We start from the raw sequence: 13,419 nt of genomic DNA on the forward strand, positions 1-13,419 counted from the left end.
CCATCTGCACCTCATCAGGAATTGCAGGATTCACGCATCAATATGCCAGGTCCCTGCAATTCCCACAACACCATTTCCGACTCAAAGCCCCACTGTAGAAGGCTCCGCTGATTGTTCAGGGTCGACTGATTAAGTCGCGCAGCCTCCGAATTGCTCACCGTCGTGGTATTTGGCTGAAATGCGATTTGTATTTGCTCCGGCGGTAGATTTACTGATCCCTTGCATTCGGCAAAAGCGCTGGATGGATATATGACTGAAGTTAAGATAATTATTAACGGAATTAAAATTCGCGTTTTCATTTATTCAGACTCCTCGATCTCAATCAAACCGGAAAAAGCGGTTCGCCATACAGAACATAACCCGCGAGAGTATCTGCATTATGCAGCGCTTGCTCGGGATTATTGCGGCTCCATTCCGCCGCCGTAGGGTCGATCCCGTATCGAGAATCACTGCTTGCAAAGGTATCAACGAAGTGGGTCACTTCGTGAATAAGCGTGGATAAACGTGAGTCCGCGTACATATTTTGATCTCTTAATCCACTGCAAAACTTCATTCCTATACTTATTAAACGCCGCTCCGTATTCGGACCGCATACATGCGCTGCCTCTCTCTCGATGTTTTTGAGATTCGGCGTGCATCCTAACATTCTGTCCAATTTCGGATCAGAGCGCACAAGACTTGTAGGCGCAAGAGACTGAAGCGCTGCCAAATGACCGGAAAATCCGATAAGAAGGTACTGCCTAGTAACTTCGTCGCCCCGATTAAACCAATACATCATTCGTTCTTTCGTCTTAGTATCGTTGCGATTCAAATCAGCGATGCGTCTCTCTACGGCGACAACAGCCCATTTTAGAAGTCGCCTTGTCATCTCCCGAAACTCACTATCGGTCATATTTGGGCAAATTGGCGTTGTGTCAATGGAGACATACACCACTGAGCCAGGATTCGTATTGCTAACGGCCAGAATGCACCTCAAACCACTCGACGTTTTCTTCTTGCTTCAAACGATATTTGTTCGTCGAGTCACCATTATCATTCTTACCGAAACCAAACATTTACTGGTCCTCCGCTATTTCCAGCTTCAAACCGGTAGCCGCGTCTGTAATGAGACGCACGGTCGCGCCTTCGCTATCGGTGACACCTGACGCCAGTACGGCACCCGTCCTGCTGCTCACGAGCCGGTAAGCCACACCCAGCAAAGGCTCCCCAGTAGTCTGGTCCCGCAGCACGAACCGCTCATCGAAGGCCGGAGCGGCAGGCGGATTGGGCGTGGATACTGCCGTCACAGACACGTCGCGGTCCATGCCGTAGAACAGTGACATGCGACCCGATGCCAGTACGCGGTTCTTCCTGCACGGACATCCCACATGATCAAGGTCCAGCACCATCGGCTTGCCTTCGTCAAGCCAGGTACGTGCGGTGCCGTAGATGGGGTACGCACCCTTGCAGTTCCCGCAGGTCGCCATGTCGCCGTCGCGACATAACGCTTGGCCATCTTCGTACTGCGTCGATGTTCCCCTCATCACACATCCCCCGGTCGTCGTTCTATCTCCCGCTTTGACAAGTCGTTCCATACATTCTCCCTGTGCTGTTTCTTCGATGTGGAGCGTTAGTTCTTCGTGATGTGCGTCTTCCTGCGCCCCTGTTGTTATGCCATCACTTTTATGCCCCGGCAAAGCTCGCCGCGATTCGAGCACACGACAAGGCAAGCCGGTATCAGAAGAATTCGAAAATTGCCCGAGCGGGCGAAAGCTATGCGCTCCGCGTCCGAAAGCCGTCAGAAAAAAGGCCCGCTTATGGCGGGCCCAGGGAAAGCGACGAAAAGGTGCAAGCCGCCGTCACCGCAGCGGGCAGCACGGCGATCGTCCATCACGTTGCGCCGCATGTGACGGCGATTTTCTGCAAGCGCAGTTAAGTCAGGGCGCCTGCGGCTCCTTCTTTCTGCACGCATGCCGAGCGCGCCGGTTATCAACACTTTTCGTGGGTAAGGCTGTGAGTAACCTGCGCATGAATGCGACAAGTCGTTGATGCGGCTCGGAATATAGAGACTGCATCCGTCTGCGCTTTCGTCATCTGTCGATGGGCTTGTGCAGCGTGTATCGGCAGTGGGGTTGTCCACACTTTCTGTTCAAAAGGCTGTGAGTAACCTGGGCAAGACCGAAGCAAGTCATTGATGCGACTCGATTTGCACACGATGCACGCGCCGCCGCGTCGCTCGTGAACCCTTGCCTGCGCCGATGCGCAACACCGGCTTTGTCCACAGAATTCGTGGGTAACGATGTGGACAACCTGAGCACACGCCACGCAAGTACCGGGCGCGAAAGAGAAATCGATGCGCGTTGCGGATCGATGCAACGAGTCGATGCAACAGGTCGACGCGTTGAGTCGATGCGCCGGCAAATGCGATACGCGCGATCTCGTCGGCTAAAATCTCCGGACCATTCATGCACGGCCTTCGACCCACAGCCGATGGGCCCGACCACCGGAGACTCCCATGCCCTACGATCAGCAGAACCCGTTTGCCCGCATCCTGCGCGATGAACTGCCGTCGATCCGCATCTATGAAGACGAGCACACCGTCGCGTTCATGGACATCATGCCGCAGGCCGAAGGTCACGTACTGGTTCTGCCGAAAGAGCCTGCCGCCGAGCTCTTCGAACTGTCCGAGGACGCAACGGCCGCCGCGATCCGCACGACGCGCAAGGTAGCCATCGCCGTGAAGGCCGCGCTCAATCCGCCCGGCATGATGATCGCGCAACTGAACGGCGCCGCTTCCGGACAGACGGTGCCTCACGTGCACTTCCACGTGATTCCGCGCCACGACGGCATCCCGCTCAAGATTCACGCAGCCGAACGCGCCGACCTCGATGAATTGCGCGTGCTGGCCGAGCGCATCAGGACGGAGCTGGGCAAGAGCGCGTCCGCCTGAGCACAACTCGCCACGATTAAAGCGGCGTCAACCGGGTCGGCGAAACTCGTTCTCGACCCACGACGCCGCGCTCGCCCTGCTGAGCTTGAAGTTCGGCGCGACTTTGACCTGCGCCAGTTGCTCGCCGAGTGCATCGAACGCGGTGAGCAACGCATAAGGGTCGTCCTCGTCGGGGACGATATCGAGCGTGACTTCGACGCTCCCGTCACCCGATTCCACCGTCAGCCGCTTGTGCAACTGCGCGTGCAGTTGCTGCTCATGCCGGCGCAGCACTTCCGATGCCGTCTTCACCAGCGTATTGAAAGCGCCGACATCGAGCGGCTTGGGATTCTTCTTGTCGCGGCCCATCGTCCACGGGCCCACCAGCGCAGGCTCAGCCTCGCCGTCCTTGATCATCTCGACGGCCCAGCCGTCGTCGTCCTCGTTCTTGATGATGCGCGCGGTCCAGCCGTTGTCGCACCACAGGCGGTCTTCATGCACGGCTTCGGATGCGTTGCCAGCGTCGGATTCGGGAAGAAGCGTATCGGTCATTGCGGGGATGCTCGCGTTTCGTCGGGCGCCATCGGGAGATTTCGGCGCGAAGGCACGCATTCTACCCGCGCATGCCGTCGCCAATCCGGCCAAGGGCGATGCCTATAACGACAGGACAAGAAAACGATGGCCATTCGCGGCGCTAATAAAAGGTTCAATTGAATTGCTATCGATTTACGAAATAATCCATTCCCCTTTATTCAAATGACCCGACCCGAATTTGAATAAGGCAAAAAAAAGCGGCCCGAAGGCCGCATAAAAACAGATGAAAAAGACAACCCTTGGTCAAAGGGGTGAAACGAATTCTATAAGGTAAGCACGACCGCTTCGAGCCCATTCGCTGGAACAGTACCTTTCCAGAAATCGCATGAATCGATGCTTGCGGATGCCGCTGAAAACGGTTTACAACGGGTTAACCCGAGCAATTTCGGTCCTTCATCGTCGCGCTAGCGCAACAATCGACTGGTTGACAATGTCACACCCAATGCACGTCGGCTTCAAAAAATCCTTTAAACAAAAATACTTAGCCACGTTAATTCATCTATTCCCGATTCTGGAAAGTATTGTTGCACCGGATGGAAATAAGCGAATGCATATTGGTAATACACTTCGCTCCGGATCGACAGCACGCATTGCAGCACGTGTTCTGTATTGCGATCTCCACGCAAAGTCTCGGAGTAATAAAGCATGAAAAAAACCCTTATCGTCGCGGGCGTTCTAGGCGCATTCGCAGCAACGGCCAACGCGCAAAGCAGCGTGACGCTGTACGGCACGCTGGACGCCGGCCTCGTCTACACGAACAACCAGGCTGGCCACAGCAACTGGCAGCAAGGCAGCGGCACGGTTTCGGATACGTACTTCGGCCTGCGCGGCAGCGAAGACCTGGGTAACGGCCTGCATGCAATCTTCACGTTGGAAAACGGCTTCGACCTGAACAACGGCGGGCTGAAGGAAAACAATACGTTGTTCAACCGTCAGGCTTACGTCGGCCTGCAGAGCAACCAGTTCGGCACGCTGACCCTCGGCCGCCAGTACGACTCGATGGTCGACTACCTGGCGCCGCTATCGGCAGCAGGTTCGGGCTTCGGCAACAATCTGGCCGGCCACCCGTTCGACAACGACAACCTCGACAACTCGTTCTCGATCAAGAACGCAGTCAAGTACACGAGCGCGAACTACGCTGGCCTGCAATTCGGCGGCCTGTATGGCTTCTCGAACGAAGCTAACGGCTTCGCTGACAACCGGGCATGGAGCGCGGGCGCTTCGTACAAGAACGGTCCGCTGAACATCGCGGCCGCTTATCTGCAACTGAACAACGCGGGCAGCAACAACACCAACGGCGCGATCTCGGCGGGCCAGGGCGGCGCGGCGCAACTGGCGGCACAGACGCAACGCTCGTATGGCGTCGGCGCGAACTACACGTATGGTCCCGCAACCGTCGGCCTGCTGTGGACGCACACGCAACTCGACAACCTGCAGAGCGCGAACGTCGGCGGCACGTTCATCAACGGTCTGGCGGGCACGAACCTGCACATGGACAACTACGAAGTGAACGGCCGCTACGAGCTGACGCCGGCTCTCGCGTTCGCCGCTGCGTACACGTTCACGGACGGCAGGGTGTCGGGTTCGAACGGCTCGGGCTCGCCGAAGTGGCACACGGTTTCGCTGCAAGGCGACTACTCGCTGAGCAAGCGCACCGACGTCTACCTCGAAGGCGTGTACCAACATGCTTCGGGCAACCTCGGCAATTTCGGCGAGAACGTCGCGGCGATCAACACGCTGACGCCGTCGTCGACGCAAAACCAGACCGCCGTGGCAGTGGGTCTGCGTCACCGCTTCTAAGCAGGTATCGCGAAGGCGGAGGCGGAAGATCAACCGTCTCCGTCCTCGACGAGAAACCGAAGACAAACGCGCGCGTGCAGTCCGACGCGCGCGTTTTATCTTTCACGCGGCAACTTTCGCCTATACTCGCCGCCGCTCGACACATTGTTTAACACATTTCCTTCGGCTTACTAATAAATGCTCTTCGATTGTCGTTAAATGCGTACACGCGCAGGAAGTCTCTGACAGAAGACGCGCGCGACTCAAAACAACATCGGAGAGCGTATGACGACGACATTGAAGCGGGCAACCGCGCTTGCCCTGATGCTGGCCGCCAGTTCGGCGGCCGAGGCGGGTTTCGATTGCAGCGGCTCACACGGCGGCTGGCGTGTGCAAACATCGGATAGCTGGACGGGTACGGACAAGCTCAAGCACTTCGCGGTATCGGCGCCGTTCGGCGCAGTGGGCGCGTACCTCGCGCGCGACACGCAGCACCCGGTTGTCTACGGAACGTTGATCGGCACGGCGCCGGGCTTGCTGAAAGAGATCGTCGACGGCACCTGCCGCACGTCCGGCTTTTCATACAAGGACTTGACGGCGGATGCACTGGGCGCATTGACGGGCGCGCTGCTGGGCAACTGGGCGATCACCTACAGCCGTAATGCGGGCGGCACGATGGTTGGCGTCGCGTACTTCAATCGCTTCTAGGCGGTTGGCGACGTTGCGCTTCGATTCAATTTCTAACACGATGTGGCAATTGCGCGCGACCCGCATGGCTATACTTGCACTTGGGCCGTTTGCAATCGTCCGCGGATCATTCGATGAATGGACGTTGAATGAACGTCGTAGCGACGCAAGCGGTCTTGTCGCGACGCATTGCATCCCGCTTGCGCCCCACGATCACGCCGCATGGAGACGCCGACGACACCATCATGAAACGACTCATTCTTCTCGCCCCCCTGGCTGTTCTCGCTGCATGCGGCTCGTCGCGCGGCCCCGAATCCGGCGCTTCGGCCGAACCGATGGTCTATGCGTCGTCGGCGCGGCCCGCATCCGAAATCGCGCGATGCCTCGACAGCCGCCTGTCGCGCGTGCACGTTTCGAAGAACAATGGCGTGACCGATCTCACGATCGGCTCTTCGTCGAACAGTTCGTATTTCATTTCATTGACGCCTTCGGGTCACGGCTCGGTCATCAAGGTCGTGCGCGGCACAGGCGACGATCCGCCCGAAGAAGAACTGCGCTTTGCGATCGCGCGCTGCACGACCTGATGTGTAAGTCTTCGTAACAGCACGCCCCACGCACGAGCCCGCGAGAATCGCGGGCTATTTTTTTGCGCATGCTTCTGCGAAGATGGCTGCCCGTGTTTTTCCGCGTCATGCATCGGCGCGCGATATCAATGGCATCGAGCAACGCACATCACGCGACGGGTTGGGCGGCCGGAGCGATCTCCGCTGCGCTGGCCGCGCGCTACGGATACCGCGGCTCTTTCCACGTATGGATCTGGCTGGCGTTTGCAGCGGGTCTCGCCGGCGCGACGGCGCCCGACTGGCTCGAAGTGGCGTGGTGGTCACGCAAGCGGCGTCTCTGGATCACGCATCGCACGGCGACGCATTGGGGTGTCGGCTGGATCGCGCTGCTGTTCTTTTCGTGGCATGCGATGCCACATCATCCTGCTGCTGCCGTCGCGTTTGGATTCGCTTGCGGCGGCGTGATGCATCTGCTCGCTGACTGGCCGAATCCTTTGGGCGTGCCCTGGCTCCTCGGACGTCATTCGCTGAATCTGTGGAATAGCGGGCATTGCGATCTGATTGTTGTCGCCGCGTCCTGGGTGGGGGCCTGGTTCGTGGTGTCTCGCGTGTGGGTGCCGGGCGGTGGGCCGTTGGGCTTGCTAAAGCATCTGTTCTAGCCTGCTACCGCAGACACCGCCGCGATCATCGACACTACCGTCAAACGACATTCTTCTCCACGATCGGCCTGCTTTCCAGCACACGATCAAAGCCAAGCGCCGACAGATCGAGCGTCACATAACGCCCGCGTAAAATGAGTTCGCTGATGCCGCGTCCCGTAGCCGGCCCCTGCTGCAATCCGTGCCCACTGAACCCGTTGGCGAAAATACAGTTATCGACATCGGGATGATGTCCGATGATCGCGTTCTGATCGAACACGTTGTATTCGTAGTACCCGGACCAGCAATGCTCGACGCGCAACGCCTCGAACTGCGGCACGCGATGCGCGAGCGTCGGCCAGATCACGTCGTCGAACAGCGCGTGATCGACTTCGTCGAGCGGCAGATCGTCGGGGTCGTTGTCGGGCGATGGCGAAGTCCCGCAGATGAACGTCGCGCCCTCGGGACGAAAGTACACGCCCGTCGGGTCGATCAGCAGCGGACAGCGTTCGAGCTTCGCCGGCGAACTCACGTTGAAGATACTGCGGCGCCGCGCGAACACAGGCATGTCGATGCCCGCCATCGACGCCACGCGCCGCGCCCACGCACCCGCCGCGTTCACGACGACATCGCATGCATACGTCTCGCCACGTGACGTCACGACGCCCGTGATGCGGCGGCCTTCGCGATTCAACGCGCTCACGTCGTCGGCGATATAGCGCGCGCCGAGCGCTTGCGCCTTCTTGCGCAGCGCCTGGACGAGACCGTAGCCGTCGAACCAGCCCTCGCCCGTTTCGCCGAATGCGCCTGCGCTCAGATCATCCGTGTTGAGCCATGGAAAGCGCGCGCCGAGCGAAGGCTTGTCGAGCAGCGTGATATCGGCGCCAAGGCGCTTTTGCAACGCATGGTTCTCGCGCAACGTCGTCTCGCCGGAAGGAGTCGCGAGAAACAGATAGCCGCCTTCGTGCAGATCGATTGAAGGCTTCGCGCCGTCGACCTCCAGCCGCTCGCCGATCGATCGCAGGAACTCGATGCCATACAGCGACATCTGGATGGATAGCGGCGTCGAGAACTGCTGCCGGATCGATGCCGCCGACAGCGCCGACGAAGACCGCGCATAAGCCGGATCGCGCTCGATCACCGTGACGCTGACCGTCGGGTCCGACAGCCGCAAGAAATACGCGATCGAACTGCCGATCACGCCTCCACCGACAATGACGACTTTCGAACTCACGTGCCACTCCAGACGAAGCGGGTCAGCGGACATCGAATGCGCAAGTCCGCGACAGGTTGAAGAATGCGAGGCAGCTGAAGTACGAGAAGCGGCGCGCAGTGTGGAAAACGCGCGCCGCCCTTCACGATCGATCAGCCGAGATTGAAGTCGATGCCTTGAGCCAGCGGCAGTGCCGACGAATAGTTGACGGTGTTCGTCGCGCGTCGCATGTAGGCCTTCCACGCATCCGAGCCCGATTCGCGTCCGCCGCCCGTTTCCTTCTCGCCGCCGAATGCGCCGCCGATTTCCGCGCCGCTCGGTCCGATGTTCACGTTCGCAATGCCGCAATCGCTGCCCGAGTCCGACGTGAAGCGCTCGGCTTCGCGCAGGTCGGTCGTGAACACGCACGACGACAGCCCGTGATGCGCCGCGTTGTTCGCCGCGATCGCATCGTCGAAGTCCTTGTAGCGCAGCACATAGAGAATGGGCGCAAACGTCTCCTTGAGCACGACGGCCGTTTGCGACGGCATTTCGACAAGCGCGGGACGCACGTAGTAGCCGCCCTCATAGCCCTTCACTTCGACACGCTCGCCGCCGAACACCTTGCCGCCTTCGGCCGTCGCCTGTTGCAGCGCTTCCTGCATGCGCGCGAACGACTGCTTGTCGATCAGCGGTCCCATCAGCGTGCCCTTTTCGAGCGGATTGCCGATCGGCACTTTCGCGTAGAGCTGCTTCAGCCGCTCGACGGTCTGCTCGTACACGCTCTCGTGCACGAACAGGCGCCGCAGCGACGTGCAACGCTGCCCCGCCGTGCCGACCGCCGAAAACAGGATGCCGCGCAGCGCGAGTTCCTGGTCCGCCGTCTGCGTGACGATGCCCGCGTTGTTGCCGCCGAGTTCGAGCAGCGAGCGGCCGAAGCGCTTCGCCACTTCGACCCCGACCGTGCGGCCCATTTCCGTGCTGCCCGTCGCGCTGACGACCGACGCGCGCGGGTCCGCCACCAGCTTCGCGCCGACGTCACGCCCGCCAATGACGACGGTCGTGAGGCCTGCGGGCGCATCGCCGAATTCCTTCAGTGCTTCGTCGAGGATGTGGTTGACGGCGAGCGCCGTCAGCGGCGTCTTCTCCGACGGCTTCCAGACCACGGCATTGCCGCACACGAGCGCAAGCGCCGCATTCCACGACCACACGGCCGCCGGGAAATTGAACGCCGAAATGACGACGCAGGTGCCCATCGGATGCCACGTTTCGGCCATCCTGTGGCCGGGGCGCTCCGAGGCGATCGTGAGGCCGTACAACTGGCGCGACAGGCCGACGGCGAAATCGCAGATGTCGATCATCTCCTGCACTTCGCCGAGACCTTCCTGAAGGATCTTGCCCGTCTCCAGCGTGATGATGCTGCCGAGCGCCTGCTTCTTCTCGCGCAGCTTCTGGCCGAGGATGCGCACGAGTTCGCCGCGGCGGGGCGCGGGCACGTTGCGCCACTGCTCGAATGCCTGCTTCGCGTTGGCCAGCACCGTGTCGACTTCCGCCGCTGTGCGGCTCGCCACGCGGCCGATGAGTTCGCCCGTGATGGGGGAATTGACGGCGATATCGCCTGCTTGCGCGGCGTTCGCAATGCCGAGATCGGCAAGGATGCTCGATGCGTTCATCTGGATTCCTTTGATTTCCGATACGAAACAAAAGTAAGTCCGGAAACTATACACGCCGCGATTTCTGGCGACAAGCGGCGCTGCGACACGTTCTTGCGAGATTCCGCTCGTGCGGAAAACAAGGGAAATATGAGGGTTTTCCCGGGTTTTTGCACCAGGCGCTTCTCAGCGTGAACGGCGCTCGTGCACACTGTGCGGGCGGGTTTCAGATCGGAAATTCATCTGCACTGCACCAGTTGCGGGAGGCCGCGCAAGGGTGCGCGGGCACACGGATGTTATGATCGGAAACAGCCCTGAAATGCCCCAAAAGCGCCACGCTGCATTGTCATTCACGCTCATGGACACCTCACTCACCAAGTCGCCCGAAACCCCGACGTCGGACCTCGGCCGGCGCGTGCGTGCCGCGCGGCTCGCACACGACCTGACGCTCGAAACGGCGAGCCGCTTGTGCGGCGTGTCGCGCTCGACGTTGTCGAAAATCGAAAACGGCCTGATGTCGCCCACATTCGACGTGCTGCAAAAAATCGTCGTGGGCCTGAAGATCGATCTCGGCGAACTGTTCGGCTCGACGCCGAAGGTCAACGCGAGCGGCCGGCGCGCGCTCACGCGCAAGGACGCGGGCCAGCGACACGCGTATCGCGGCTATCAGATGGAACTGCTGGCGACGGACCTCGCGCATAAGGCGATGCTGCCGTTTCGCATCCGCATCACGGCGCACACGCTCGACGCCTTCGACGACTGGGGCCGTCACGAAGGCGAAGAGTTTCTGTACGTGATCAGCGGCAGCGTGTGCCTGTATTCGGAGCTGTATGCGCCGACGCATCTGAACGCGGGCGACAGCCTCTATTTCGACAGCCGCACGGGCCACGCGGCCGTCTCGACGAGCGAAGAAGACGCCGAAGTGCTGTGGATGGCGACGAACGCCGATCTGCCGCATGCGGGCAAGGGCAACACGTCCAATACGTCGAAGAAGTGACGCGCGGCAATCGCCTGAAACAGGCCGCTCATGAAGCGGCGCGCGCCTGCGCAAGCGCGCTGAGATTGCCTTCGCCGAAACCGTGATGGCCTTTGCGCTGCACGATTTCGAAGAAGATTTCCCCTTCGCGCCGCAGCACGAAAGTCTGGAAGAACAGTTGCGGCACGCCGTCCGCGCCGATCTCTCCATCAACGAGTATCCTGCCCTGCCTGAGCCGCTCGATATCGAGCCCATGCCCCGGCAAGCGCGCATCGATCTGATCGTAGTAGCGCGCCGGCGGCTCCACGAGTTCGATGCCGTTCGCGAGCAGCCGGTCGACGCACGCGAAGATATCGTCGGTGGCGAGCGCGATGTGCTGCACGCCTTCGCCCGGATGATCGGGCAGATACTCGTGCATCAGGCTCGTGCGCGGCGTGCCTTCCTCATAGAGCGGAATGCGGATCGCGCCGCACGGCGACACCATCACGCGCGATTCCGCCGACACATGCCAGTTCGCATGCAGCTCGTGAATCTCGCGGAAGTTGAGCAGATCGCGATAGAAGTCGAGCCATTCCTGCATGCGGCCCGCGCCGACCGTTTGCGTCAGATGATCGACGCCGACGAGGCCCATGCCCGCGTGACTCAGATCGGCCTGCGCGGTGGCGACTTCGATCGGACGAAAGTCGATGTCGAAAATGGAAATGTCGCCGAGGCCGCCCTTCTGGCCGCCGCGTCCGCGCCATCGGTCGACGAAATAAATGTGCGAATCGCCGATGCCCTGTATGGCCGGGATGACGAGCTCGCCCTTGCCGACGCGCTCGCCTTCGAAGGCCCACGCGCCCAGTTCGATCGCGCGGTCGTAGGCGCGCTGCGCATCGGCGACACGAATGCCGATCGCGCAAATGCCCACGCCGTATTCCTCCGCGTAACGCTCGGCGAACGAATCGGGCTCGGCGTTCAGCAGGAAATTCATGTCGGCCTGGCGGAACAGCGTCACGTCCTTGCTGATGTGACGCGCGATCGGCTTGAAGCCGAGCTTCACGAAGGTATCGGCCAGCACCTGCGGATGGCGCGCGGCGAATTCGACGAACTCGATACCGGCCGTGCCGAGCGGATTGTGCTCCGGGTCCGCGACGGCCTTGAGCGCGTCGGTGGGGGTCGGCAGGTCGCTGGGCATGTGCGTCTCCATGGCTCGTGCTGGTTCAACTCGACAGGCAAACGGATCAGGTTGCCGCGCCCCGTGTTTTACACCGCGCGCCGTCCCTCCCGCAACCTCGATTTTGTACTAATTGGTTCAAAGATGCATCTCTAGCGTGGCGCTTTCTCGATTTTTGCGTTGCGACGCGGCTTCGCGCTCTTCGTCGTCGCCTTGCCGCGCCGCCCTTGCGCGCGCGCATTGCCCACGGTGCCCGTCGCGCCCATATTGCCATTGCGCGCGAGACGGTTGCGCGCGACCTTGCGCACCGCGTCGATCAGCGCACGGCCCACGGGCGTGGGCTGCGTGTCCGAACGCAGGATCAGCCCGACGGGTTCCTCCGTGCCCGCAACGGGCAACGGCAACGGAACGAGCAAGCCATGCGCCAGTTCGTATTCGATTGCGCTGCGAGGCACGAACCACACGGCATCGTTCTCGAGCGCGAGCGCGCGCCCCACCGACACCGACAGCACCTCGACGAACGACGACAGCGGCGGCACGGCCCACGCGCGCAGCAGGCTTTCCGCCGACTGCCGGATCAGCGTGCCATACGGCGGCACGACGACGGTATAGCGATGCAATTGCGTCGCGGGCGTCGCGGCGCCCGAAGCCATCGCATGCCCGGCGCGCACGACGGCCACGAGCGGCTCGCTAAACAGCTGCTCGAACGTGAGGCCGACCATCCGCTCGGGATCGGCGAGCCTGCCGACCGCGAATTCAATCGCGCCCGCCTTCAGGCGCTCGAGCAGTTCGGTGTTCGAAGCCGTCTTGAGCCGCACGATCGCATTGGGCCACTGCTCCGCGAAAAGCCGCATCACGGGCGGCACGAGCGACGTGGCAACCGTCGGCAGCACGCCGATATCGAGCGTCGCGGCGGCCTCGCCTTCCGCGCGCGCGAGCAGATCGACGCCCTGGCGCAGCGCACTCACACACGCGCTCGCGTGCGGCATGAAAAGCAGCCCTTCGCGCGTCGGCACGGCGCCGTGGCGGCCGCGCTCGAAAAGGCGCACGCCGAGTATGTCTTCGAGCTCGGCGACCGTCTTCGATACGGCAGGCTGTGTGATCGACAGGCTCTCGGCCGCCTTCTGCACGCCGCCGAACTGCGCGACAGCGAGAAAGCACTGCAAATGACGGAACTTGACGCGGCTATCGGCGAGGCTGCGTTGCATAACGGTTCGTTATACGAGACGGGAAAAAACGTCATTTTGCATAACTTCTTCGCTTCTATAAAGTCA

At 60.9% G+C, this 13,419-nt stretch carries 13 protein-coding genes; 6 read left to right on the forward strand and 7 right to left on the reverse strand.

The genetic code is table 11. The features are described from left to right. Positions 1–322 precede the first annotated feature (322 nt). Both VSR68_RS06345 and VSR68_RS06350 read right to left on the reverse strand, forming a co-directional pair. Complete coding sequence (locus tag VSR68_RS06345) at positions 323–778, reverse strand: M35 family metallo-endopeptidase (RefSeq protein WP_342939003.1); 456 nt, start codon at positions 776–778, stop codon at positions 323–325. 277 nt (positions 779–1,055) lie between these two features. Then, entirely contained in the window at positions 1,056–1,574 is a 519-nt protein-coding gene (locus VSR68_RS06350; RefSeq protein WP_342939004.1) for a PAAR domain-containing protein, read from the reverse strand. A 920-nt stretch (positions 1,575–2,494) separates the two neighbouring features. On the opposite strand from VSR68_RS06350, the gene VSR68_RS06355 reads away from it, so the two are divergent. Then, complete coding sequence (locus tag VSR68_RS06355) at positions 2,495–2,929, forward strand: HIT family protein (protein ID WP_342939005.1); 435 nt, start codon at positions 2,495–2,497, stop codon at positions 2,927–2,929. Between the two features lie 27 nt (positions 2,930–2,956). Here the strand turns inward: VSR68_RS06355 and VSR68_RS06360 are convergent, their stop codons facing one another. Beyond that, complete coding sequence (locus tag VSR68_RS06360) at positions 2,957–3,460, reverse strand: hypothetical protein (protein WP_342939006.1); 504 nt, start codon at positions 3,458–3,460, stop codon at positions 2,957–2,959. 687 nt (positions 3,461–4,147) lie between these two features. Here VSR68_RS06360 and VSR68_RS06365 point away from each other — a divergent pair. From VSR68_RS06365 to VSR68_RS06380, 4 genes are all read left to right on the forward strand, one after another. Continuing rightward, positions 4,148–5,302 (forward strand): porin, encoded by a 1,155-nt coding sequence (locus VSR68_RS06365; protein ID WP_342939007.1) that lies wholly within the window; start codon positions 4,148–4,150, stop codon positions 5,300–5,302. Positions 5,303–5,566: 264 nt separating this feature from the next. Further along, complete coding sequence (locus VSR68_RS06370; protein ID WP_342939008.1) at positions 5,567–5,989, forward strand: hypothetical protein; 423 nt, start codon at positions 5,567–5,569, stop codon at positions 5,987–5,989. Positions 5,990–6,213: 224 nt separating this feature from the next. Continuing rightward, positions 6,214–6,552, forward strand: coding sequence for a sugar ABC transporter ATPase (locus VSR68_RS06375; RefSeq protein WP_342939009.1), 339 nt, complete (start codon positions 6,214–6,216; stop codon positions 6,550–6,552). Positions 6,553–6,680: 128 nt separating this feature from the next. Then, the gene (locus tag VSR68_RS06380) at positions 6,681–7,190 is read left to right on the forward strand and encodes a metal-dependent hydrolase (RefSeq protein WP_342939010.1); all 510 of its coding nucleotides are present in this window, start codon (positions 6,681–6,683) and stop codon (positions 7,188–7,190) included. 40 nt (positions 7,191–7,230) lie between these two features. Here the strand turns inward: VSR68_RS06380 and VSR68_RS06385 are convergent, their stop codons facing one another. Both VSR68_RS06385 and amaB read right to left on the reverse strand, forming a co-directional pair. After that, positions 7,231–8,403, reverse strand: coding sequence for an FAD-binding oxidoreductase (locus tag VSR68_RS06385; protein ID WP_342939011.1), 1,173 nt, complete (start codon positions 8,401–8,403; stop codon positions 7,231–7,233). 131 nt (positions 8,404–8,534) lie between these two features. Next, positions 8,535–10,034, reverse strand: a complete 1,500-nt coding sequence (amaB, locus tag VSR68_RS06390; protein ID WP_342939012.1) for an L-piperidine-6-carboxylate dehydrogenase — start codon at positions 10,032–10,034, stop codon at positions 8,535–8,537. Between the two features lie 337 nt (positions 10,035–10,371). Here amaB and VSR68_RS06395 point away from each other — a divergent pair, with 337 nt between their 5' ends. Further along, positions 10,372–11,010: an XRE family transcriptional regulator gene (locus tag VSR68_RS06395; RefSeq protein ID WP_342939013.1), complete on the forward strand. Its 639-nt coding sequence runs from the start codon at positions 10,372–10,374 to the stop codon at positions 11,008–11,010. Positions 11,011–11,038: 28 nt separating this feature from the next. On the opposite strand, the gene VSR68_RS06400 is transcribed toward VSR68_RS06395, so the two are convergent. Further along, positions 11,039–12,166 carry a 4-hydroxyphenylpyruvate dioxygenase family protein gene (locus VSR68_RS06400; RefSeq protein WP_342939014.1) on the reverse strand — a complete coding sequence of 376 codons (1,128 nt, stop codon included), beginning with the start codon at positions 12,164–12,166 and terminating at the stop codon, positions 11,039–11,041. Between the two features lie 131 nt (positions 12,167–12,297). Further along, positions 12,298–13,353 carry a pca operon transcription factor PcaQ gene (gene pcaQ / locus VSR68_RS06405; RefSeq protein WP_342939015.1) on the reverse strand — a complete coding sequence of 352 codons (1,056 nt, stop codon included), beginning with the start codon at positions 13,351–13,353 and terminating at the stop codon, positions 12,298–12,300. Positions 13,354–13,419 lie beyond the last annotated feature (66 nt).

This window comes from Paraburkholderia phymatum (assembly GCF_038900715.1).
Classification (GTDB): domain Bacteria; phylum Pseudomonadota; class Gammaproteobacteria; order Burkholderiales; family Burkholderiaceae; genus Paraburkholderia; species Paraburkholderia phymatum_A.

Excerpts from the sequence above, each read along its gene's own strand:
- VSR68_RS06380 (WP_342939010.1), top strand. The coding sequence starts at position 6,681 with ATGGCATCGAGCAACGCACATCACGCGACGGGTTGGGCGGCCGGAGCG.
- VSR68_RS06345 (WP_342939003.1), bottom strand. The coding sequence starts at position 778 with ATGATGTATTGGTTTAATCGGGGCGACGAAGTTACTAGGCAGTACCTT.
- VSR68_RS06375 (WP_342939009.1), top strand. The coding sequence starts at position 6,214 with ATGAAACGACTCATTCTTCTCGCCCCCCTGGCTGTTCTCGCTGCATGC.
- VSR68_RS06365 (WP_342939007.1), top strand. The coding sequence starts at position 4,148 with ATGAAAAAAACCCTTATCGTCGCGGGCGTTCTAGGCGCATTCGCAGCA.
- pcaQ (WP_342939015.1), bottom strand. The coding sequence starts at position 13,353 with ATGCAACGCAGCCTCGCCGATAGCCGCGTCAAGTTCCGTCATTTGCAG.
- amaB (WP_342939012.1), bottom strand. The coding sequence starts at position 10,034 with ATGAACGCATCGAGCATCCTTGCCGATCTCGGCATTGCGAACGCCGCG.
- VSR68_RS06395 (WP_342939013.1), top strand. The coding sequence starts at position 10,372 with ATGGACACCTCACTCACCAAGTCGCCCGAAACCCCGACGTCGGACCTC.
- VSR68_RS06350 (WP_342939004.1), bottom strand. The coding sequence starts at position 1,574 with ATGGAACGACTTGTCAAAGCGGGAGATAGAACGACGACCGGGGGATGT.
- VSR68_RS06370 (WP_342939008.1), top strand. The coding sequence starts at position 5,567 with ATGACGACGACATTGAAGCGGGCAACCGCGCTTGCCCTGATGCTGGCC.
- VSR68_RS06400 (WP_342939014.1), bottom strand. The coding sequence starts at position 12,166 with ATGCCCAGCGACCTGCCGACCCCCACCGACGCGCTCAAGGCCGTCGCG.
- VSR68_RS06355 (WP_342939005.1), top strand. The coding sequence starts at position 2,495 with ATGCCCTACGATCAGCAGAACCCGTTTGCCCGCATCCTGCGCGATGAA.
- VSR68_RS06360 (WP_342939006.1), bottom strand. The coding sequence starts at position 3,460 with ATGACCGATACGCTTCTTCCCGAATCCGACGCTGGCAACGCATCCGAA.